23 protein-coding genes are annotated in these 22,166 nt (G+C 70.4%); 18 read left to right on the plus strand and 5 right to left on the minus strand.

Going from position 1 to position 22,166, the window contains the following annotated elements; translation table 11 throughout:
• Positions 1-4: 4 nt before the first annotated feature.
• From OHB01_RS20445 to OHB01_RS20455, 3 genes are read right to left on the minus strand one after another with little or no spacing between them, the layout of a single operon-like run.
• Entirely contained in the window at positions 5-793 is a 789-nt protein-coding gene (locus tag OHB01_RS20445) for an ABC transporter permease (protein WP_142652662.1), read from the minus strand.
• On the minus strand, positions 790-1,563 hold the full coding sequence (locus OHB01_RS20450) for an ABC transporter permease (protein WP_147945472.1): 774 nt from the start codon (positions 1,561-1,563) through the stop codon (positions 790-792). Before OHB01_RS20450 ends, OHB01_RS20445 begins: the two co-directional genes overlap by 4 nt.
• A 19-nt stretch (positions 1,564-1,582) precedes the next feature.
• On the minus strand, positions 1,583-2,566 hold the full coding sequence (locus tag OHB01_RS20455) for an ABC transporter substrate-binding protein (RefSeq protein ID WP_240972261.1): 984 nt from the start codon (positions 2,564-2,566) through the stop codon (positions 1,583-1,585).
• Between the two features lie 414 nt (positions 2,567-2,980).
• Between OHB01_RS20455 and OHB01_RS20460 the strand changes: the two genes are divergently transcribed.
• From OHB01_RS20460 to ffh, 5 genes are all read left to right on the plus strand, one after another.
• A complete protein-coding gene (locus tag OHB01_RS20460; protein WP_328855816.1) occupies positions 2,981-5,785 on the plus strand; it encodes a nitrate- and nitrite sensing domain-containing protein in 2,805 nt (934 codons plus the stop codon).
• On the plus strand, positions 5,782-6,210 hold the full coding sequence (locus OHB01_RS20465; RefSeq protein ID WP_147945471.1) for a roadblock/LC7 domain-containing protein: 429 nt from the start codon (positions 5,782-5,784) through the stop codon (positions 6,208-6,210). The genes OHB01_RS20460 and OHB01_RS20465 overlap by 4 nt, the downstream gene beginning before the upstream one ends.
• A gap of 4 nt (positions 6,211-6,214) precedes the next feature.
• Positions 6,215-6,652 (plus strand): DUF742 domain-containing protein, encoded by a 438-nt coding sequence (locus OHB01_RS20470; protein ID WP_328710764.1) that lies wholly within the window; start codon positions 6,215-6,217, stop codon positions 6,650-6,652.
• A 7-nt stretch (positions 6,653-6,659) separates the two neighbouring features.
• Positions 6,660-7,211 (plus strand): ATP/GTP-binding protein, encoded by a 552-nt coding sequence (locus OHB01_RS20475; RefSeq protein ID WP_328710763.1) that lies wholly within the window; start codon positions 6,660-6,662, stop codon positions 7,209-7,211.
• Between the two features lie 127 nt (positions 7,212-7,338).
• A complete protein-coding gene (ffh, locus tag OHB01_RS20480) occupies positions 7,339-8,886 on the plus strand; it encodes a signal recognition particle protein (protein WP_328855817.1) in 1,548 nt (515 codons plus the stop codon).
• A gap of 280 nt (positions 8,887-9,166) precedes the next feature.
• Here the strand turns inward: ffh and OHB01_RS20485 are convergent, their stop codons facing one another.
• Positions 9,167-9,868 carry a DUF4232 domain-containing protein gene (locus tag OHB01_RS20485; protein WP_328855818.1) on the minus strand — a complete coding sequence of 234 codons (702 nt, stop codon included), beginning with the start codon at positions 9,866-9,868 and terminating at the stop codon, positions 9,167-9,169.
• Between the two features lie 265 nt (positions 9,869-10,133).
• On the opposite strand from OHB01_RS20485, the gene rpsP reads away from it, so the two are divergent.
• The 10 genes from rpsP to OHB01_RS20535 all read left to right on the plus strand — a co-directional run bounded on the left by rpsP (position 10,134) and on the right by OHB01_RS20535 (position 16,795).
• Entirely contained in the window at positions 10,134-10,589 is a 456-nt protein-coding gene (gene rpsP / locus OHB01_RS20490) for a 30S ribosomal protein S16 (protein WP_142650447.1), read from the plus strand.
• 1 nt (position 10,590) lies between these two features.
• On the plus strand, positions 10,591-10,833 hold the full coding sequence (locus OHB01_RS20495) for an RNA-binding protein (RefSeq protein WP_030511730.1): 243 nt from the start codon (positions 10,591-10,593) through the stop codon (positions 10,831-10,833).
• A gap of 135 nt (positions 10,834-10,968) precedes the next feature.
• Positions 10,969-11,484: a ribosome maturation factor RimM gene (gene rimM, locus OHB01_RS20500; RefSeq protein ID WP_328855819.1), complete on the plus strand. Its 516-nt coding sequence runs from the start codon at positions 10,969-10,971 to the stop codon at positions 11,482-11,484.
• Positions 11,485-11,494: 10 nt separating this feature from the next.
• Positions 11,495-12,364 (plus strand): tRNA (guanosine(37)-N1)-methyltransferase TrmD, encoded by an 870-nt coding sequence (gene trmD / locus OHB01_RS20505; RefSeq protein ID WP_142650449.1) that lies wholly within the window; start codon positions 11,495-11,497, stop codon positions 12,362-12,364.
• Positions 12,365-12,517: 153 nt separating this feature from the next.
• A complete protein-coding gene (gene rplS, locus OHB01_RS20510) occupies positions 12,518-12,883 on the plus strand; it encodes a 50S ribosomal protein L19 (RefSeq protein WP_030511727.1) in 366 nt (121 codons plus the stop codon).
• A gap of 108 nt (positions 12,884-12,991) precedes the next feature.
• Positions 12,992-13,846: a signal peptidase I gene (gene lepB, locus OHB01_RS20515; RefSeq protein WP_142650450.1), complete on the plus strand. Its 855-nt coding sequence runs from the start codon at positions 12,992-12,994 to the stop codon at positions 13,844-13,846.
• A 20-nt stretch (positions 13,847-13,866) separates the two neighbouring features.
• The gene (gene lepB, locus OHB01_RS20520) at positions 13,867-14,598 is read left to right on the plus strand and encodes a signal peptidase I (RefSeq protein ID WP_147944358.1); all 732 of its coding nucleotides are present in this window, start codon (positions 13,867-13,869) and stop codon (positions 14,596-14,598) included.
• Between the two features lie 78 nt (positions 14,599-14,676).
• The gene (locus OHB01_RS20525) at positions 14,677-15,402 is read left to right on the plus strand and encodes a ribonuclease HII (protein ID WP_142650452.1); all 726 of its coding nucleotides are present in this window, start codon (positions 14,677-14,679) and stop codon (positions 15,400-15,402) included.
• Between the two features lie 54 nt (positions 15,403-15,456).
• Entirely contained in the window at positions 15,457-15,780 is a 324-nt protein-coding gene (locus tag OHB01_RS20530; RefSeq protein WP_036327164.1) for a DUF2469 domain-containing protein, read from the plus strand.
• A gap of 574 nt (positions 15,781-16,354) precedes the next feature.
• Entirely contained in the window at positions 16,355-16,795 is a 441-nt protein-coding gene (locus OHB01_RS20535) for a M23 family metallopeptidase (protein WP_240971895.1), read from the plus strand.
• Between the two features lie 303 nt (positions 16,796-17,098).
• On the opposite strand, the gene OHB01_RS20540 is transcribed toward OHB01_RS20535, so the two are convergent.
• Complete coding sequence (locus OHB01_RS20540) at positions 17,099-18,028, minus strand: tyrosine recombinase XerC (RefSeq protein ID WP_142650518.1); 930 nt, start codon at positions 18,026-18,028, stop codon at positions 17,099-17,101.
• Between the two features lie 316 nt (positions 18,029-18,344).
• Between OHB01_RS20540 and OHB01_RS20545 the strand changes: the two genes are divergently transcribed.
• From OHB01_RS20545 to dprA, 3 genes are read left to right on the plus strand one after another with little or no spacing between them, the layout of a single operon-like run.
• Entirely contained in the window at positions 18,345-18,698 is a 354-nt protein-coding gene (locus OHB01_RS20545) for a YraN family protein (protein ID WP_142650453.1), read from the plus strand.
• A 1-nt stretch (position 18,699) separates the two neighbouring features.
• A complete protein-coding gene (locus OHB01_RS20550) occupies positions 18,700-20,475 on the plus strand; it encodes a YifB family Mg chelatase-like AAA ATPase (RefSeq protein WP_328710759.1) in 1,776 nt (591 codons plus the stop codon).
• A complete protein-coding gene (dprA, locus tag OHB01_RS20555) occupies positions 20,475-21,758 on the plus strand; it encodes a DNA-processing protein DprA (RefSeq protein WP_142650471.1) in 1,284 nt (427 codons plus the stop codon). The genes OHB01_RS20550 and dprA overlap by 1 nt, the downstream gene beginning before the upstream one ends.
• Positions 21,759-22,166 lie beyond the last annotated feature (408 nt).

Consider the following 22,166-nt stretch of genomic DNA (forward strand, 5'->3'; position numbering starts at 1 on the left):
CTTCCTAGGTGGTCTGCCTGGCGTTCCTGTGCCAGGCGAGAACGCGCCGTTCCATCAGCAGGAACGCGGAGTTGAGCAGATATCCGAGGAGGCCGAGCACCACCAGGCAGCCCCACATGTCGGTGTAGAGGTAGGTGCGCTGCGCGGTCAGCAGCCGGTAGCCGAGGCCGCCTGAGCCGGCGAGGATCTCGGCGATGATCAGCAGGATCAGGGCCAGCGAGAGGGCCAGCCGCAGACCGGCGAAGATCTTGGGCATCGCGGCGGGAATGATCACTCTGGTGAGCCGCTCGGTCGTCGTGAATCCGAAGATGCGGGCGGTCTCCAGGTGCTGCCGGTCCACCGTACGGGTGCCGTCGATCGTGTTGAGGAGGATCGGCCAGATGATCCCGAACACGATCGTCGTGAGCTGCGCCGGCGTGCTCAGCTTCAGCAGGGCGAGGAAGAAGGGCACCAGCAGCGGCGGGGGCACGGCCCGGCCGAGGTGGATCAGCGGGTCGAGATAGCCGGCCAGGCGGGGGGAGCAGCCGATGGCGATTCCGGCGGCCACTCCGATGACCGCGGCCAGCGCCCACCCGGCGAACAGGCGGGCGAGGCTGGGGCCGAAGTCGTCCAGCGCCTGATCGGTCAGCAGGAGATGGGTGGCCGGGCCCGACAGCCACATCTCGCCCATCCGGGCCAGCGTCGCCGACGGGGGAGGGAAGAACGGCTGCTCGGCGGCGCGCGTGGCGATCTCCCAGATCACCAGCGTCACCGGAATCAGCCAGACACGGCCGACGGCTCTGATCACGTTCATCGGGCGGCTCCGGTGCGTACGTCGTGCCAGCGGAACAGCCTGCGTTCCACCGCGACCAGGGCGGTGTTGGACAGGACGCCGAACAGGCCGGCCCACAGGGCCGCGCCGAGCATCAGGTCCATCCGGTTGCCGCTCGCGGCCTCCGTGATGTAGATCCCGATCCCTTCCGATCCTCCGGCGAGCAGCTCCGCGCTGACCACGAGGATGACGGCGGTGCCGGCGGCGACGCGGATCCCGGTCGCGATGAACGGCGCCGCGCTGGGCAGCGCCACCCGGAGCAGCACGGACACCGGACCGAACCCGAAGCTGCGCAGGGTCTCCTTGGCGAGCGGGTCGACGTCCTGAAGCGCGTAGATCGTGTTGATGACGATGGGCCAGGACGCCGCGTAGACGACGACGGCCACTCTGAGATGCAGGTTGTCAGCGAAGATCAGAATCGCGAGCGGGATGATGGCGACCGAGGGAATGGGCCGCAGGAATTCGATCAGCGGCCGTACGGCCCGTTCCACGGGCGGCAGTGCCCCGAGCGCGAGCCCGGCCGGGACCGCCACCGCCACGGTCAGCAGCAGCCCGAGCCCCCACGCGGCGAGCGAGGCCCGCGCGTCGACGAGGAACTCCTGATCGACGAGCAGCTCCGCCGCGCCGCGAAGGATCGCGGACATCCGCGGCAGGAACCGGTCGTCGATCAGGCCGGTCGCGCCGACGACCTCGGCCGCGGCGAGGAACCCCGCGACGCCCGCGACGCCGCGGAGGACTCGTGCGTGTTTCATAGCAGGTGAGGGATCTCCGTCAGTTCGCCGGCGGCGGCAGGATCATCGACTTCACGTCGAGATCGTTCTTGATGTAGCCGTACTCCTTCATCAGGTCGGCCACACGCTGAAGGCGGCTCTCGCTGAGGGAGGTCGGGTAGGAGCCCAGCGAGATGACGGCCGCGGTGGCGGCGTCGATCTTCGTGTACTTGGGCAGCGTCTCCTCGACGATCTTGCGGTCCTTCGCGACGAGCTCCTGCGCCTTGCCGAGCGCCCGCTGGAACGCGGCGATCGCCTTCGGATATTTGCTCGCAGTGGCGTCGGTGGTGAACCAGCCGGCGATGGGAAGATTTTCGGTCGGACCGGTCATCTCGTCGACGATGATTCGGCCGCCCGCTTTCGATATCACGGTGATGAACGGCTCGACCCCCGCAATGGCGTCCACCTGGCCGTTTTCCAGGGCGGCGGGCATGTCGGGGAACGCCTTCTCCACGAACTGGTCCTGGGTCGCGGTCACCCCCGCGACCTTCATCTGCACCTCGGCGGTCAGCTGGCTGACGCTCTTGAGCACGTTGACCGCTATGGTCTTTCCCTTGAGGTCTGCGACCGTTTTGATCGGGGAGTCCTTTTTGACCATAATGACGAAAGCGCCGGGGGCGGCGCCGTAACTGTCCGCGACATACTTGAACTTCCCGGCGCCCTTGTCCTGGGCGAGGAAAGTGCCGACGTAGGCGCCGAGCGAGATGTCGAGGCTCCCGCCCAGCAGCTTCTGGGTGGCGACGGCGCCGCCGGCGACCACCTCGGGCTGGACCTCCAGGCCCTCCGCCTTGAAGAACCCTCTCTCGATCGCCACCTGTAATGGCGCGCTGTCCGGCACCGGGATGGTGCCCACCTTCAGCGTCGTCTTCTCCAGTCCGTTGCCCGAGGAAGAGGAGGACGTCGTGTCGGAGTTGCCGCAAGCGGAAGCGGTGAGCGCCAGAACGGCCGTGATGCCGACGGCGAGAGTACGCCTTATAAGCCCCATGGAAGCTCCTTGTCTGGAGTGTTGAGGTGGCCGCCCGGCGGGTGATCCCGCATAGACGGCGACGGGCGAGAGCGTACAGGAGCCGTACGGATTAGATGTGTTTGAGTCACGATTGTAGTCAAATTTAGTGCTAAATCACCTTCTGTCATCTTTTGGAATTACGGCCAGGGGGTTGGACCGGTTGCACGAGGGGAGATGTCGAACATTCCATGTCCGATATCGCCTTTCCCCAGCTTGTGGCCGTCCGATGGATTCGAGTTTAGGGTCGGACAAAACCTTGGACCGCTCCAATATCCCAAGCTCTTTGTCTATCTCGACGCCTTATGCTCAAATTGCCCGGTGATGTGGGGCTCCCGCATTAGAGCGACCCCGGAGCCTTATCCCCCCTGAGATTCAGCGCGAGAGGTTGCGCCAGTGAGGACAGCAACGATCGAGAGCGGTCGCCGCGCCGAGCCTGAACCGGTCGCCGAGCCCGCCGGCGGCGCGTCCTCGGTGGACGGCGGGCCGCCCGAAGCGCCCGCGACCGGCAACTCGATGCAGCTGAAGAACTGGCGGGTGCGCACCCGGCTCGTCGCGCTGGTCGTGCTGCCCACCGTGGTCGCGGTCCTGCTCGGCGGCCTGCGGGTGGCGAGCTCGATATCCAGCGCCGCCGAGTATCAGCGGGTGCGCGAGGCGGTCGAGCTCGTCGGCAACGTCGGCGTGCTCCTCCACGAGGTGCAGCTGGAGCGGGACCTGTCGATCAAGTACGTCGCGTCCGGCCGCCGTGACCGCGACCTGCTCGCGACCGTGAAGAACCAGCACGCCGCCGTGAACGCCGCCGTGCAGCAGTTGCGCGTCCGGGCCGGAACGAGCGGGGACGCGCTGGGCGGACTCGGCCGCGAGGACCTGTCGCGGGCCCTGGCCCGTCTCACGGACCTGACCGCGTTCCGGAAGATCGTGCTCGAGTCGCAGCTCCCGCCGCTGCGCGGCATCGACAACTACCGGCTCGTCACCGACGACCTGCTGAGGCTGTACGACGCGGCGGGCCAGGGCGTTCCGGACGAAGGGCTGTCCGCGAGCATCAAGGCGCTCGCGGCGCTCGCGCGGGCCAAGGAGGCGGTGTCGGAGCAGCGCGCGCTGCTCGCCCTGGGACTGGCCCAGCAGCGGCTCGACCCGGCCGAGCTCGACGCCTTCACCGGCGCGGCGGCGCGGGAGCAGAGCGAGCTGGCGGCCTTCGCCGCCGTGGCCACCACCGACGAGCGGCAGCTCTACAACGACACGGTCACCGACCAGAAGGTGGACCGCGCGAGGTTCTTCATCGACCGGGCGCTCTACCTCGTCCGCGCCGGGCTGCTCATCCGCAACGTCGGCGGCAGGGGAGGCGACGCCGACCGCTGGTTCGACGCGATCAGCGAGCAGGCCGACCTCATGCGCGACGTGATGTCCGGGCTGACCAAGTCGATCGTCACCCGGAGCGACGCCCTGCAGAGCTCCGACCGCAACGTGGCCATCGTCAGCATCACGATGGTCGTCATCGTCCTGCTGCTGGTCCTGCTCATCACCGCCGTCATGGCGCGCTCGCTCGTACGGCCGCTGCGGCGGCTGCGCAGCGAGGCGCTGGAGGTCGCCGGGCACCGCCTGCCCGCCATGGTGCAGCGGCTGCGCGAGTCGGAGGCCGACACCGCGGGGCAGGTCAAGGTGCAGCCGATCGGCGTCGCGTCCGCCGACGAGATCGGTGAGGTCGCGCGGGCCTTCGACGAGGTCCACCGCGAGGCGATCCGGCTGGCGGGTGACGAGGCCCGGCTGCGGAGCAACGTCAACGCGATGTTCGTGAACCTGTCGCGCCGCACCCAGACCCTCGTGGAGCGCCAGATCACCCTGATCGACGGTCTGGAGCAGGGCGAGCAGGACGAGAAGCGGCTCGCCGACCTGTTCAAGCTCGACCACCTGGCGACCCGCATGCGCCGCAACAGTGAGAACCTGCTGGTTCTCGCCGGGCAGGAGCCCGCACGCCGCTGGAGCCGGCCCGTCGAGATCACCGACGTCATCCGGGCGTCGCTGTCGGAGGTCGAGGGCTACGAGCGGGTGGTGCTGAACTTCCCCTCGGACGTCTCGATCGCCGGCCAGTCCGTCAACGACGTCATCCACCTGCTCGCGGAGCTGGTGGAGAACGCGCTGGCGTTCTCGGCCCGCGACACCCGCGTGGTGGTGTCGGGCAACCGGATCGACGGCGGGGGCGTGATGATCTCCGTCACCGACTCCGGCATCGGCATGACGTCGGAGGAGATCGCCCAGGCCAACTGGCGGCTGGCGAACCCGCCGGTGGTGGACGTGTCGGTGTCGCGCCGGATGGGCCTGTTCGTGGTCGGCCGTCTCGCCGCCCGCAACGGCATCAGAGTCCAGCTCAGGCCGCACGACGGAGGCGGGCTGACCGCCATGGTCCTGCTGCCGGAGACGATCATGGGCAGTCCGTCGCAGCCGGAGCCCTCCTACGCCGGCGCGTTCGCCCCTTCCTGGAGCCCGCGGCAGGCCGAGCAGGGGAAGGCCCAGCAGGGCATCGGAGGCGGCTGGGGTCGTCCGCAGCTCCCGGCCTCCGGGGTCGCCGCGCCGTCGCTCCACGATCCGCTCACGCGCATGCGCAACAGGTCCGGCATGGACGAAGCGGCGACCGGGCCTCTGCCGACGGTGACCGGGCCCGTGCCGACGCCGTTCGGCTCGACGACCGGCCCGGTCGCCATCCCCGGGCCGGTGCACGGCGCCCCCGTACAGCAGGGCGGCGTGCGTCAGAACGGAACGCAGACGGGACCGCAGACGGGACCGCAGACCGGGCCACAGACGGGACCGCAGTCCGAGGAGTATCTGCCGATCTTCGCCTCCGTCGAGTCCGCCTGGTTCCGCCGCACTCCCGCGGCCGACACCGGATCGGGCTGGCAGAACGTCTCACCCGTGGACGCCGGGTGGCAGGCCGCGGCGGCGGCCACCGAGAAGCCCGCCTCGGACGGCACGACCTCCTCGGGTCTGCCCAAGCGGGTGCCGAAGGCCAACCTGGTGCCCGGCTCGGCCGATCCGGCCGCGGCACCCGCGGCGCCCGCCCCCTCGCAGCCGCCGCTCCTGTCGCCCGACCGGGCCCGCAGCCGGCTGGCGAGCCTGCAGCAGGGCGTACGGCAGGGCCGTGCGGTGGCCAGAGGCGAACTGAGTGAGGACGAGGGCTACCCGACCACGAAAGGGGACGGCGCATGAGTGAGTTGAGCCAGGGCGCACGCGGCCTGAACTGGCTGATCGATGATTTCGTGAGTTCCGTGCCCGGTGTGGCGCACTCCGTGGTCGTCTCCGCGGACGGGTTGCCTCTCGCGTACTCGCACGGGTTCCCGAAGGACCGGGCGGATCAGCTGGCGGCGGTGGCGGCCGGGTTGATCAGCTTGACGCAGGGTGCGTCGCGGGTGTTCGAGGGTGGCCCGGTGACGCAGACGGTGGTGGAGATGCAGCGGGGGCTGTTGCTGATCATGTCGATCAGTGACGGGTCCTGTCTGGCGGTGCTGGCGGCTGCCGACTCGGATCTGGGTCTGGTGGCCTATCAGATGACGTTGCTGGTCGAGCGGGCGGGTCAGGTGCTGACTCCCGCGGTCCGCGCCGAGCTCCAAGCCATGTCGTATCCCCGGAGGTGACCGGATGGATCCGTGGGGACAGCCGCCGGGTGGTGCGGACCCGTGGGGTCAGCAACCCGGCGAGGACCCGTGGGGGCCGCAGCCGGGCCGATCGGCTCCCGAGGAGCCCGCGTCTCCGGTGCGCCCGTTCACTGTCACCGGCGGGCGTACGACGCCTCGCATGCAGCTCGCGCTGGAGGCGCTGGTCTCCTCCGCCACGACCACGCACTACGACCTGTCCACAAGGCCACCGGAACATCGGGCCATCGCCTCACTGTGCCGTCAGGTGCGGTCGGTGGCCGAGGTGTCGGCGTTGCTGCGGATTCCGCTGGGTGTGGTTCGCGTGGTGATCGCGGACATGGCGGCGGAGGGGCTGGTGCATGTGCATCAGCCGCAGTTGGAGGCCGGTAAGCCGGATCTGAACTTGCTGGAAAGGGTGCTCAGTGGACTTCGCAGGCTCTAGCCGGGGGTTGACGTCGACGAAGATCGTCGTTGCGGGGGGCTTCGGTGTGGGGAAGACGACCTTCGTGGGGGCGGTTTCGGAGATCGTGCCGTTGACGACGGAGGCGGTGATGACCGATGCGTCGGCGGGGGTGGACGATGTGGGGTTGGTGCCGCACAAGACGACGACGACGGTGGCGATGGATTTCGGTCGTGTGTCGTTGGACCGGGATCTGATTTTGTATTTGTTCGGTACGCCGGGTCAGCATCGGTTCTGGTTCATGTGGGATGACCTGGTGCGGGGGGCGATCGGTGCGGTGGTGCTGGTCGACACGCGGCGGTTGGCGGACAGTTTCCCGGCGGTGGACTACTTCGAGGAGGCGCGTCTGCCGTTCGTCGTGGGCGTGAACGGCTTCGACGGGCAGTACACCCACGGGGAGGAGGAACTGCGCGAAGCCCTCACGTTGTCACCCCAGGTTCCGATCGTCCGCACTGACGCCCGTGACCGCGAATCGGTCAAGAGCACCCTCATCACGCTGGTCGAACACGCGCTGTCATCCCATGTGAGCGCGTTCCGGTGAGACCCGGAAACGGGCCGGACCGGCGATCTCGCCCCGGCGGCACGGGCGTGAAGGGCGCGCGGGCGGATAGTCTGGGGAGACTGATGGTTCACCGACCCGTCCACTCGCTTCGAGGCTGGCCAAACACGTGTTCGAGACGCTTTCCGACCGGCTGACTTCGGTCTTTTCCTCCCTACGGTCCAAAGGCAGGCTTTCCGACGCCGACATCGACGCGACCTGCCGCGAGATCCGCATCGCGCTGCTCGAGGCGGACGTCGCGCTGCCGGTCGTGAAGGATTTCGTGGCCCGGGTCAAGGAGCGGGCCCGCGGCGCCGAGGTCTCCCAGGCGCTCAACCCCGCGCAGCAGGTCGTGAAGATCGTCAACGACGAGCTCATCGAGGTGCTGGGCGGCGAGACGCGGCGGCTGCGCTACGCCAAGACCCCACCGACCGTGATCATGCTGGCCGGTCTCCAGGGCTCCGGCAAGACGACCCTGGCCGGCAAGCTCGCCAAGTGGCTGCGCGACCAGGGGCACGCTCCCCTGCTCGTCGCCTGTGACCTCCAGCGGCCCAACGCGGTGCAGCAGCTCGCCGTCATGGCCGAGCGGGCCGGTGTCGCTGTGTACGCCCCCGAGCCGGGCAACGGCGTGGGCGACCCGGTCGCGGTGGCGCGGCAGTCGGTGGACCACGCACGCCGCCAGCAGCACGACGTGGTCATCGTCGACACCGCCGGCCGCCTCGGCATCGACCAGGAGCTGATGAAGCAGGCCGCCGACATCCGCGACGCGGTCACGCCGGACGAGGTCCTGTTCGTCCTCGACGCGATGATCGGTCAGGACGCGGTCAGCACGGCCAGCGCGTTCATGGACGGCGTCGGCTTCGACGGCGTGGTGTTGACCAAGCTCGACGGCGACGCCCGGGGTGGCGCCGCCCTTTCGGTGCGGCACATCACCGGCCGGCCGATCATGTTCGCCAGCACCGGTGAGAAGCTCGAGGACTTCGACGCCTTCCACCCCGACCGCATGGCGGGCCGGATCCTCGACATGGGTGACATCCTCACCCTGATCGAGCAGGCGCAGAAGACGTTCGACGAGCAGGAAGCCGCCAAGATGGCGGGCAAGCTCGTCTCCGGCGACGGCTTCACGCTGGAGGACTTCCTCGAGCAGATGATGATGGTGCGCCGCATGGGGCCCATCAAGAACCTGCTCGGCATGATGCCCGGCATGGGGCAGATGCGCGACCAGCTCAACCAGGTCGACGACCGCGACCTCGACCGCATCGCGGCGATCATCCGTTCCATGACGCCCGGCGAGCGCCAGGACCCGAAGATCATCAACGGCTCGCGCCGGGCGCGCATCGCCAAGGGCTCGGGCGTCACGGTCACCGAGGTGAACAACCTGGTGGTCCGCTTCTTCGAGGCGCAGAAGATGATGAAGCGGATGACCCAGGGCATGGGCATCCCGGGCATGCCCGGCGGCCGCAAGCAGAAGGCGCAGAAGCCCAAGAAGGGCCGTCGTGTCAGCGGCGACCCGCGCAAGGCCGCGCTCGGCAAGGCCGGTGCGAACGCGTCGTCCTCGGACGCCCCGAAGCTGCCCAAGGGCCTGCTCGGCAACCTCGGCGGCGGCCAGCTGCCCCCCGGTCTGGAACTGCCGCCCGGCTTCGACCCGTCGAAGCTGAAGCTGCCCGGCCAGAACTGACCCGCCCGCCCGCCGGTTTCCCGGCGGGCCGCGGCGCGGTCAGGGCTCGTGTGCGGCCTCCTCGCTGTTCACGGGGTGTCCGCGGAGGTTCGCGTGCGGCGTCCACAGCGGTGGGGTCCGGAGAGGCCGCGCGGCGTTCACAGGAATGACGCGGCGTCCGCGGAGGTTCGCGTGCGGCGTCCACAGCGGTGGCGTCCGGAGAGGCCGCGCGGCGTTCACAGGGGTGACGCGGCGTCCGCGGCGGCTCGCCCTGCTTTGTGCCGGGGCCGCTGTCGTCGTGTCAGAGGCTCGTGCCCGGGGCCATCGGCCTGGCGTCGATCCTGCCGTCGTCGCACACCGTCGCCTTGAACGGGACCTCCAGGTGCGCCACCTCGTCCGGCGGGATGATCATCAGCCGGGCCGAGGATGGGCAGCGGGTCTCGTGCCCGGTCGGCACCACGGTCCAGTGGAGCCGGGCGTGGGCGCTCGCCCCGGGACGCAGCGTGACCCGGTGCGGGGTGACGCTCTCGCGGCGGGTGCGCGTACGCAGCGCGTCCCCCCGGCCGTCGATCAGGACGAGCCCGACGAAGCCGTACACCCAGCAGGTCTTGCCCGACGTGTTGGTCAGCACGAGCGGGGCGTAGCGGTTGCCCGCCCCCGCGTCCTGCCGGCCCACACGGGCCCGCAAACCGGTCGTACGGCACCGCGCGGGGGCGGCGCCCGTGCTCCGTGCGGCCGTGGTCCGTGTGGCCGTGGTCCGTGTGCCGGCGCTTTGCGCCGCGGAGCCGTACCGGGCGGACATGGCGCTCGCGGCGGTGGCCCGGCCCGCGTCCGCGGCGGCCGCCGTTGTCGTGTGCTGGGTCGTGGTGGTGGTCGTGGTGGTGGTCGTGGTCCTGGCAGGGGGAGCGGCGGCGGCCGAGGGCGTCGTGCCCGTGCCGCAGCCGGCGGCCAGCAGGGCGAGGGCCGCCGCTCCGGCCGTGAGGGTGGTGTTCGTGATTCGCATGACCATTGGACGGCGTGTGCACGCGATCAGTTCGCGCGCCCGTTCCGGAGGCATGGGCACATCCGTGCCGAAATCAGGGCGGCGATGGAACCGTCCTTTGCGGAGCATGGGGAATCATCTGGCAGAATGTCAGGCTGGAACATCGTGGCCAGGCGGGTGCCCTCTCACCCCCGCCGGTCGCGCCTGTCCCTCGGGCGGGCTCCCATCGTGCCCCACTCGATGAGACACCGCTCACCCACGCTCTAATGCAGGAGAGACCACACCCGTGGCAGTCAAGATCAAGCTCAAGCGGCTCGGCATGATCCGCAACCCGCAGTACCGCATCGTCGTCGCCGACGCCCGGAGCAAGCGGGACGGCCGTGCCATCGAGGAGATCGGCCTCTACCACCCGAAGGAGAACCCCTCGCGCATCGAGGTGAACTCCGAGCGGGTGCAGTACTGGCTGGGCGTCGGCGCGCAGCCGACCGACCCGGTCCTGAAGATCTTCAAGCTGACCGGCGACTGGCAGAAGTTCAAGGGCGAGCCCGCCCCCGCCACGCCGCTCCTGGTCGCCGAGCCCAAGCCGGACCGGCACGCGGCGTACGAGGCCGCCGCCAAGGAGTCGCTCTCGGGTGACACCGGCGCCGCCGCCACCACGCCGAAGAAGGCCAGGAAGACCGTGAAGGCCGAAGAGACCGCCGAGGCCCCGGCCGCGGAGGAGAAGCCGGAAGGCGAGGCCTGAGGTGCTCGAGGAGGCCCTCGAGCACCTGGTCAAGGGCATCGTCGAACATCCGGATGATGTCCGGGTCCGCGCGCGGCGCATCCGCACCGGGCGCGTTCTCGAGGTCCGGGTGCACCCCGACGACCTCGGCAAGGTCATCGGCCGTGGCGGACGTACGGCGAAGGCGTTGCGCACCGTGCTCAACGCGTTGTCGAACGGCAAGTACGTGCGGATCGACCTGGTCGACCTGGAAGAGGCGCGCTGAGCCGAACGACGCGTCCGGGGGGCCCCGCATCGGGGTCCCCCGGCGTGTTTTCCGGGTTCGAACCGGTCCGTCCCGGGCGGTTCGCAGTGACAGACGTGGCAGTCGCGTGGAAGCGGTAGCGGAGGTAGGCGACAAGTGCAGCTAGTCGTGGGCAGGATCGGCCGCCCGCACGGCGTGCGGGGCGAGGTCACGGTCGAGGTGCGCACCGACGAGCCCGACCTGCGCTTCGCTCCGGGTGCGACGCTGGCCACCGACCCGGCCTCGGCCGGTCCGCTGACGGTGGAGCGGGCCCGGTGGCACAAGGGCATCCTGCTGCTGACCCTGGCCGGAGTGGAGGGCAGGGACGCCGCGGAGGCGCTGCGCGGCACGCTGCTCGTCGTGGACTCCGCGGACCTGCCGCCGATCGAGGACCCCGACGAGTTCCACGACCACGAGCTGATCGGCCTGACGGTGGTCACCACCGAGGGGGAACGGGTCGGCGAGGTCAGCGACGTCCTCCACCACGGACAGGACCTGCTGGTGGTGGCCCGTCCCTCCCGCGACGAGGCGTACGTGCCGTTCGTCAAGGCGCTCGTGCCCGAGATCGACCTCGGCAAGGGGATCCTCGTCGTCGACGCACCGCCCGGCCTGCTCGACGCCGAGGCCGAGTAGGGGGCCGCCGATGCGCGTCGACATCATCTCGATCTTCCCCGAGTATTTCGCCCCGCTCGACGTCTCCCTCATGGGCAAGGCCCGCGAGCGCGGCATCCTCGACATCCATCTCCACCAGCTCCGCGACTGGACGCACGACGTCCACAAGACCGTGGACGACACGCCGTACGGCGGCGGCCCCGGCATGGTGATGAAGCCGGAGGTCTGGGGCGAGGCCGTCGACGCGGTGATCGACGGCGGACGCGCCGCCCTCGGGGCGGACGCGCTGCCCCGGCTGATCGTCCCCACACCGAGCGGCCGGCCGTTCACCCAGGAAGTGGCGCTGGAGTACGCCGGGGAGCCGTGGCTGCTGTTCGCCCCGGCGCGCTACGAGGGCATCGACTCCCGTGTCGTCGCCGAGTACGGCGAGCGGCTGCGCGCCGACGAGGTGAGCATCGGCGACTACGTCTTAGCCGGGGGAGAGGCGGCCGTCCTGGTGATGGTCGAGGCCGTGGGGAGGCTGCTGCCGGGCGTCCTCGGCAACGCGCGCTCCGTCGCCGACGACTCCTTCGCCCCGGGGGCCATGGCCAACCTGCTGGAAGGCCCCGTCTACACCAAGCCGCCCGTGTGGCGGGGGCACGAGGTGCCCGAGGTCCTGCTGTCGGGACACCACGGCAGGATCGCCCGCTGGCGGCGCGACGAGGCGCTGCGCCGTACGCTGGACCGCAGGCCGGAACTGGTCGCCCGGCTCGACCGTGACGGCCTCGACAAGCACGACCGGCGCGTCATCGAGGAGTTCGAGGAACGCCTTGATGAGCGCCGTTCGGCCGCCTCCCAAAGCGCGTCTCCCACCGGAGTTCGCACCGCGTTTCGCGCGGAGCCGGAAGATATGGCAGACTGAATCGCTGCTGCCTACTTCTGCATGGCCGGGTGCGCCCGGCCGAACACGGCAGACAAGACGTATCAAGCCAAGCACGCGTGTCCCCCTCGTCGCCGCGCCCTCGGGCCGGCCGGGTGGACCTCCGCGTGCCCATGTCAATGAGGAACCGCCGCCATGCACACGCAGATCCAGGAGATCGAGAAGGCTGCCCTTCGCAGCGACGTACCGGCCTTCCGCCCGGGTGACACGCTGGAGGTCCACGTCCGCGTCGTCGAGGGCAACCGGTCCCGCATCCAGGTGTTCAAGGGCTTCGTCCTGCGCCGCCAGGGCGGTGGCATCCGTGAGACGTTCACGGTCCGCAAGGTCAGCTACGGCGTCGGCGTCGAGCGCACCTTCCCGGTTCACAGCCCCGTGATCGAGAAGATCACCGTCGTGACCCGCGGTGACGTCCGCCGGGCCAAGCTGTACTACATGCGTGACCTGCGCGGAAAGGCCGCCCGCATCCGCGAGAAGCGCGAGGCGCAGCCGGCCGCCAAGTAAGGCTTTGGAGATCGTGGTCCGCGCCCCAGGCGCGGGCCACTTTCTTTTTGCCGGTGATGCGGTGTCCCCGGCGCCCGCCGTCGCGGACATCATCTAGGCTCAGCAGCGATGACTAGCGAGGGACAGGGGCCGGGCACGCGCAGCCCTGCCGAGGACGGGGTGGACGTGGTCGCCGAAGACGTCAAGCAGAACGCCGAGGACGGGAAGAAGAAAGGCTCGTTCTGGCGGGAGTTGCCCGTCCTGATCGTGGTCGCCCTCGCCCTTGCCCTGCTGATCAAGTCTTTCGTGGTCCAGGCGTTCTACATCCCGTCCGAGTCGATGGAGGACACGCTCCTCATCAACGACCGGGTGCTGGTGAACAAGCTGGTCTACCACGTACGCGACATCGAGCGCGGCGACATCGTGGTGTTCTCCGGTGTGGACTCCTGGGACCCCGAGGTGAAGCTCGAAGAGCCGTCCAACCCCATCTCGGCCGCGCTTCGCTGGCTCGGCACCGCGTTCGGCGTCGTGCCGGGGGAGAAGGACTACATCAAGCGGGTCATCGGCGTTCCGGGCGACAAGGTCAAGTGCTGCGACGCGCAGGGCCGGGTCACGGTGAACGGCGTGCCGCTGAACGAGAAGTCGTACCTCTATCCCGGCGACGAGCCGTCCGGGCGCGAGTTCGAGGTCACCGTCCCGCCGGACCGCCTGTGGGTGATGGGCGACCACCGCTCGGTGTCCTGGGACTCCCGCTTGCACATGGGCGACCCGGGCGGCGGCACCATTCCGGCCGACAAGGTGATCGGCCGCGCGTTCGTCATCGTCTGGCCGTTCAACCGGGCCAAGATCCTGCCGATTCCGGAGACGTTCGCGCAGCCGGCGCTCCAGGTGGCCCTCGGGTCCGCGCCGTTCGTCGCGGGCTTCGCGGGAGCCGTGCCGCTGGTGGCCCTGCGCCGCCGGCTGGTGAGGCGACGTAGGACGTGACAGAGCCGGAGGAACCAGCCGTGGGAGAGTCCGACGAGAGTCGCTTAGACACCGCGGAGCCGGCCGGGTCCGCGGACCGCGCCCCGGAAGAGCCGGCGAAACCGAAGGAATCGGCGGAGCCGGCGGCGACGGGCGGGGCGGAGGAGAACGAGGGGGCCGCCGCGGGGAAGAAGGACCGGGCCGCGAAGAAGAAGCGCTCCGGCCTTCTCGAGACCCTCGCGTACGTGCTCGGCGGGGTCGTCGTCGCCCTGCTGGTGCACACCTTCCTGCTGCAGTCGTTCTGGATCCCGTCGGAGTCGATGCAGAACACGCTCCTGGTCAACGACTACGTGGTGGTCAACAAGCTCGCGTACAAGTTCGGGCCGGTGGAGCGCGGCGACATCGTGGTCTTCAAGGGATGGAACGGCGAGGACACGATCAAGCGGGTGATCGGGGTGGGCGGCGACCACGTGAAGTGCTGCGACGCCAAGCAGCGCATCACCGTGAACGGGACGCCGCTGGACGAGGACAAGTACCTCTATCCCGGGGCCAAGCCCTCCGACCGTGAGTTCGACATAACGGTCCCCAAGGGGCGGCTGTGGCTGATGGGCGACCACCGGAACAACTCGGCGGACTCGCGCTTCTACACCGACGACGGGCACCAGGGCACGATCTCCGAAGACGATGTCACCGGGCGGGCGTTCCTGCGCTACTGGCCGCTGAACCGGATCTCGATCCTCTCCCGGCCCGGCACTTTCTCCGCCGTACGCTGATCTCACCTGCGGCTTTGCCGTCGGTGGTGGTTTCGGCCGTATCGCCGGTCCCGAATGGGGCGTAATCTGCTTGTCGTCATGACAGCTGCCTATCGCCCGCGCCCGAGCGTCGTACGACGGGACTCCGGACTCTACGGCTATGAGCGGGCCCTGGCCCGGCGGGGGTTCACGCCGGTCGCCGGGGTGGACGAGGCCGGTCGCGGCGCCTGCGCCGGGCCGCTGGTCGTCGCCGCGGTCGTGCTGGGGCGGGAGATCGACGGGCTGAGCGACTCCAAGCTCCTGACCGAGGCCGTGCGCGAGCGCCTCTACGAGCGGATCACGGCGACCGCCCGGGCCGTGAGCGTGGTCGTGATCCCACCGGAGGAGATCGACTCGCGCGGCCTGCACAAGTGCAACATCGCGGGGATGCGGCGGGCCGTGGCCGGGCTGGGGATCGATCCCGGCTACGTCCTCGTGGACGGCTTCCCGGTGGCGGGGCTGCCCGCGCCGTCGCTGGCGGTGTGGAAGGGCGACCAGGTCGCCGCGTGCGTGGCGGCGGCCTCGATCGTGGCGAAGGTGACGAGGGACCGGCTGATGCACGGTCTCGACGAGGTTTATCCGCAGTACGGCTTCGCCCTGCACAAGGGCTACGTGACGCCCGGACATCGGCGGGCGCTGGCGCGGCATGGGCCGTGCCCTCACCATCGGTTCTCGTTCGTGACGGTGGCCAGGGTGACTCGTGGGACAAGGATCCCGGCCGGGGGCCTGTGGACGGGGCAGGATGAGGACATGCGCGAGAATGAGGTTAAGACCGGTGTCGTCTGAACGGGTCGGCCTCGACGGTGGGTTCCCGACGGGGAGTGGAAGAGGAGGACCGGGATGAGCGCGGAAGATCTCGAAAAGTACGAGACCGAGATGGAGCTGCAGCTCTACCGGGAGTACCGCGATGTGGTCGGCCTGTTCACGTACGTGGTCGAGACCGAGCGGCGCTTCTATCTCACCAACTCCGTCGATCTCGACGTCCGCACCGCGGAGAACGGCGATGTCTTCTTCGACGTGAAGATGCAGGACGCCTGGGTCTGGGACATGTATCGCCCGGCCCGCTTCGTGAAGAACGTGCGGGTGGTGACCTTCAAGGACGTCAACATCGAGGAACTGGCCAAGCCCGACCTCGAGATGCCCAAGGAGGGCTTCTCGAGCTGATCGTGCGCGGTCTGTCCACAGAACGACGTTCGGCCGCTCGGCGTGAGCTTCAGGGGTGCATCGTCGTGGCATGCGTCTCGTCGCGTACGTGCTCGTCCTGGCGCTGCTGACCGCGGCTTCCGATCGGTTGTCCGGCGCCGTCCGGCCCGTAGCCGCCAAAGGCTCCCCGGAACCGTCCACGGGGCCGTACGCGGTCGCGTCGGCGAGTGCGCCCCCGCCCACGGATCCGCTGCCGGCCGGGGCGCCCAGGTCTGCGGACGCATCGCCGAGGAGGGCATCGCGATCCGCGGGCGCTGGAACGGCCGGACCGGCTCGATCCAACGGGCCGGCAGGCGGATCGCCGGACCAGGCCCAGGCCGACGTGCCGCTGTGGACGACCCTCTCTGCTTCTGCCGGGAGGGCCCGCCCTGGTTCCGGCGGGACGGCCCGCTCTGGGGTGGCCGTCCGACCTGCTGGGGCCGCGCAACCGGTGGGGGCGGTCGCGCCGGACGTGCTGGGGTCGATGGGGCCGCCAGGGGTGGCCGTCCGCTCTTCTGGGGCCGGGCGGCCGGTGGGGACGGTTCCGCCGGACCCGATGGGGCCTCCTGGGGAGGCGTCCGGCTGGCGCTGGCCGCTTTCCGGGCCCGCACGTCCGACGAGGCGCTTCGATCCGCCCCCGCAGCGGTGGCTGGCCGGTCACCGTGGTGTGGACCTGGCCGCGCGGCCCGGAGACAAGGTCGTGGCCGCCGGACCGGGAATCGTCGGTCTGGCGGAGCGGGTCGCAGGCCGCGGGGTCGTGACGATCTCGCACTCCGACGGCCTGCGGACCACCTATCTGCCCGTCCGAGCCTTGGTCAGGCCTGGTGAGGCCGTCACGGCAGGTCAGGTCATCGGCGTCGTCGAGGAGAACGCCGCCGCTCACTGCACTGCTCCCTGCCTGCACTGGGGGCTCCTGCGCGGCCGTCTCTACCTGGACCCGCTCCTGCTGTTCGGCCGGGGGCAGGTCCGTCTCCTGCCCCGCTGGCCCGTCGGCTGAGCAGCCCGCCGGGCGTCGCGACGACGCGGGGCTCGTAACTCGGGCCGGGCAGGTCCGTCTCCTGCCCCGCTGGCCGCCCGGCTGAGTCCGCTGGGCGTCGCGATGAGGGGAAGCCCGTAACAACCCGGGGCGGAGCAGGTCCGTCTCCTGCCTCGCCGACTGAGCAGCCCGCCGGGCGTCGCGACGACCGGGAGGCCCGTGGCAGCCCGGGCCGGGGGCGCGTGATCGAGTGCTGTGCCCAGGCGCGCTGCTCAAGGGCTGTGCTCGGGCACTGTGCTTGGGTGCTGTGCTTGGGTGCTGTGCTCAGGCGCGGGGATGGGCCTGGCGATAGGCGGTCCGCAGCCGCTCGATGGACACGTGCGTGTAGATCTGTGTGGTGGCCAGGGATGCGTGCCCGAGCATCTCCTGCACGGATCGCAGGTCGGCCCCGCCTTCGAGGAGGTGGGTGGCGGCGGTGTGGCGCAGCCCGTGCGGGCCCATGTCGGGGGCTCCCTCGACCTGGGCCAGGTGGGCGTGCACGACACGCCGGACGGTGCCCTGGTCGATCCGGCCTCCTCGGACGCCGAGGAAGAGCGCGGGGCCGCTACCTTCGCGAATCCACAGGGGCCTGCCCCGCACGCACCACGCGTCCAGGGCGTGCAGGGCGGGCAACCCGAAGGGCACGGTCCGCTCCTTGCGTCCCTTGCCCAGCACGCGGACCGTCCGGCGGTCCCGGTCCACGTCGTCCACGTCGAGGCCGCACAACTCGCTCACCCGCATGCCGGTCGCGTACAGCAGCTCCAGCATCGCCCGATCGCGCAGGTCCCTGGCGTCGCCCAGCCCCTGCGTGGACAGGACGGCCTCGGCCTCGGCCTGGTCCAGCACCTTCGGCAGCCGGCGTTCGGCCTTCGCCGTGCCGAGGAGCAGCCCGGGGTCGCTCGCCAGCCATCCCCGCCGATGGCAGAACGCGGTGAAGACCCGGGCGCAGGCCGACCGGCGGGCCAGCGTCGCCCTCGACCGTCCGGCCTGGTGCTGGTCTCCCAGCCAGTCGCGCAGGACGACGACGTCAAGAGCGGACACGTCGGCGTGCCCGGCGGCCTTCATGTGCGCGAACAGCGAGGAAACGTCGCCGAGATAGGCCCTGAGCGTGTGCGGCGACAGGTCCCGTTCGAGCCGCAGATGCCGTTCGAACTGATCGAGGACGACGTCGAACTCCCCGGCTCCCCGCTCTTCGCCCGCTCCCACGATCCGCATGCTATCCACCGGCCTCCTGCCGCTATGCGGTATGAGTCCGGTACGTAGGCCAGACCGGCGTGCGCGGCGCCCGCGTGCCGGTGGGGTTGGTGCCCGCGAGTCGGCACGCGCCGCTCCGCCCGGCCGTCGAGGAGCCTCGCTGGGAGTTCGGCTGGTGTCAGGCCGCGGCAGCAGGGTCCGCACCCCCCACCGGGCCCACCTGCGATTTCTTCCGTTCTTCCACAGCCACGATCGCGAGGCGGCTTATCCACAGAACGAGGTTCGGTGGCTTGGGCCGGGGGCCGCTTCGGCGAATGTCTGCGGCGGAGGTGGTCCCATGGCGGCGAAAGATCGGCTGGGCAGACAGGGTGAACAACTCGCCGTGACCTTTCTGACGGCGAAGGGCATGCGCATACTCGACCGCAACTGGCGCTGCGCGGAGGGCGAGATCGACATCGTCGCCCGTGACGGCGACGCGCTGGTGATCGTGGAGGTGAAGACCCGCTCCGGGCGAAGCCATGGCACCGCCTTCGAGGCGGTGACCGCTGAGAAGCTGCAGCGCCTCCGGACGCTGGCCGTCAAATGGCTGACCATGCACACGGAGCGTTTCGACACCATACGGGTCGACGTGATCGCGATCGAACGGTTCGCGGGCGACTTCTCGCTCAGGCACGAACGCGGGGTGGTCTGAGATGCCCGTCGCCCGGACCCATTGCGTCGGCCTCGTGGGTGTCACCGGACGCCTCGTGGAGGTCGAGGCCGATGTGGGCCCCGGCATCGCCGGAACGCACTTCATCGGGCTTCTCGACACCGCGATCAGCGAAGCACGGGGTCGCGTGAGATCCGCACTGATCAACAGCAGGCTCGCCTGGCCCGACGCGCGCGTCACCGTGAGCCTGTTTCCGGCCACCTTGCCCAAGCGAGGATCGATCTTCGACCTGGCCATCGCGATCGCGGTGCTCGGTGCGGCCGGTGCTGTGCCCGCGCAGCGGATCGCGGCGCCGGTGTTCGTCGGCGAGCTCGGTCTCGACGGCAGGGTCCGGCCGATCAGGGGCGTGCTTCCGGCCGCGCTCGCCGCCGCGGAGGCGGGGGTGCGCACGATCGTGGTGCCCGCGCTCAACGCCGCCGAGGCCGCTCTCGTGCCCGATCTCACCGTGGTCCCGGTCGCCGCTCTCGGCGAACTGGTGGGGTGGCTGCGCTCGGGCGACCTGCACCGGCTTCCGGTGGTGGACGACGCCGCCTCGCTCGCGCAGGACGCCGAGCACACAGGAGACGTCGGACAGCCCGAGCACGGCGGACATGGCGCGCGCACCAAGCAGAACGCTCATACCGAGCATGAGGGGCACGGCGGGCGCGGTGCTCGCACAAAGCAGGGCGAGCACGCCGATCACGGCGGACACGGCGCGCGCACCAAGCAGAGCGCTGTCGCAGTACATGGCGGTTACGCCCGGCGGGTCGAGGACGCCTCGCGCCCGGCAGGCCCGTACGGCGGCGACGGCGGCGCGCCGGGACCGGATCTGTGCGACGTGGCGGGGCAGCCGATGGGCCGCAAGGCGCTGGAGGTGTGCGCCGCCGGAGGACACAATCTCTGGATGCTGGGCCCACCCGGGAGCGGCAAGACCATGCTCGCCGAGCGGCTGCCGACCCTTCTGCCGTCACTCGACCAGGAGAAGGCGCTGGAGGTGTCGGCCATCCACTCGGTGGCGGGAACGCTGCCGCCGGGGCGTCCGCTGCTCACCCGGCCGCCTTTCGTGGCCCCGCATCACAGCGCCACGATGGCTGCCGTCGTAGGCGGCGGGAGCGGAGGCGTCGTGCGGCCCGGAGCGGTGTCGCTGGCACACCGGGGCGTGCTCTTCCTTGACGAGGCGCCGGAGTTCGCGACGACCGTGCTCGACTCCCTGCGGCAGCCCCTCGAGTCGGGCACGGTGACCATCGCGCGAGCCGTCGGCACCGTCACCTTCCCCGCCCGGTTCATGCTGGTCATGGCGGCGAATCCGTGTCCATGCGGACTGCAGGGAACGGTCGGGCACCCCTGCAAGTGCACACCCGCGGGCCGGCGCCGCTATCTCGACCGGCTTTCCGGGCCGCTGCTGGATCGCGTCGACGTGAAGGTGAAGATCGGCCGGGCCACCCGTGCCGAGCTGCTCGCGGACCGGCACTTCGTGGAGACCAGCGCGACCGTGGCCGAGCGGGTGAGACTGGCGCGCGAGCGGGCCGCCAAACGGTTGGCCGGCACTCCCTGGCGTACCAACGCGGAGGTGTCGTCATCCGCATTGCACCGTGATTTCCGCCTGCCCGACGCCGCGATGGCCCCGCTCCACCGAGGTCTCGACGTGGGCACGCTCAGCGCCCGCGGCCTTGATCGTGTGCTCCGCATCTCCTGGACTCTCGCGGATCTCTCCTGCAAGGACCGCCCGGACCAGGCCGAGACGTCGGCCGCCCTCGCACTGTGGCTGGGAGTGGATTGATGGATACGACCGAATTCTCCACTGCCGGCGACGCGCCGGCCCGTGAGACCGCCTCTCAGGCAGCGGGCGTCCGCGGCAGCTCGGCCGGGGACGCCGAGGGCGCGACCGGACAGGGCAGGGCGGAGCGGCTGGCCCGCGTGGCGATCATGCGGATGGCCGAGGCAGGCGATGCGGTGATGAGCCGGCTGATCGCCCGCTATGGCCCGGTCGGTGCCATGGAGCGGGCGAGACGCGGCGTGCTCGACCCTGACTTCGTGCGTGACGAGAAGGACCACGCCGAGGCGTCCCGGCGCCATGTCGATCTCGGCCGCCACGCGGCGGCCTGGGCGGCCCGTTACACGGACCCCGCGGGCGACCTGGCGCAAGGCATGCGGGGAGGAGCCCGGCTCGTCGTTCCGGGCGACGCCGAATGGCCCACCCAGCTCGACGACCTCGGCGACGCGCGGCCGTTCGGACTGTGGGTGGACGGACATGCCAACCTGCGCTTCTCCTGTCTGCGCTCGGTCTCCGTCGTCGGGGCCAGGGCAGCGACGGCGTACGGCGCGACCGTGGCGGCCGAGTTCGCGATGAGTCTCGGCGGACGCGGATGGACGGTGATCAGCGGTGGCGCCTACGGGATCGACGGCGCTGCCCACCGGGGCGCGCTGGCGTCCGGAACGCCGACGGTCGTCGTGCTCGCCTGCGGGACGGACGTGTGTTACCCCAGCGCTCATGAGGACCTGTTCCGTGCCGTGCGCCGGCAGGGCGCGGTGATCAGCGAGTGGCCGCCGGGCGCACACCCCACACGGCTGCGGTTCCTCATCCGCAACCGGGTCATCGCCGCTCTGTCCCGGGGGACCGTCGTGGTGCAGGCGGCCGTGCGCAGCGGTGCGCTCAACACGGCCACGCACGCCTGGGGCTTGAACCGGCATCTGATGGCCGTGCCCGGTCCGATCACCGCGGACGTCTCCACGGGCTGCCACGTCCTTATCCGCCAGGGCAAGGCCGTCTGCGTCACGTCACCTGAGGAGATCATCGAGCTGGTCGGCTCCATCGGTGACGATCTCGCGCCGGAGCAACGCGGGCCGATCCGGCCTCGCGACGGGCTGAACGATGAGACCAGGCGTGTGCTCGAAGCGATCCCCGCGCGCGGCGCCACAGGACCCGCCGCTATCGCGGTGGCCGCCGGTGTGGACATCGGGACGACACTCGCCTGTCTCGGCGCCCTGGCCGCCGCGGGATTCGTCGAGAACGTGGACCGAGGGTGGCGGCTGCGACGTGCCGCGCGCGGATGGACGGGCTGAACGCGCCATCGGGGGCGCCCGGCGGGGTTCTCGGCGGAATGCCGTCGGCTGGGCCACCCCGGCGACGGCATCGTCGCGGTGGCGCAGGCTCGGCGGCGAGACCCCTCGTACGGCTGCGACAAGGCTCATGCCGTCCACAACCGAGGCCGGGAGCCGGAGTGGGGAGGGCCGTCATGGGCGGATAGCGACCGGTATGGATACTGGCCCCGGTAGCCGGCAGGCGGCTTCGCCGTGGTGGAGCACGTGGCCCGGCATCGCCACAGAGCATGAACGCACGGCATGAACGCAGGGCATGAACGCAGGGCATGGGCGCAGGGCATCGACCCAGTGCGTCGGCGCAGTGCGTCGGCGCAGTGCGTCGGCGCAAGGCATGCCCCTGGGCCAGCGCTACGACGCAAGGCATCGACG

Source organism: Microbispora hainanensis (genome assembly GCF_036186745.1).
In the GTDB taxonomy this organism is placed as follows: Bacteria; Actinomycetota; Actinomycetes; order Streptosporangiales; family Streptosporangiaceae; genus Microbispora.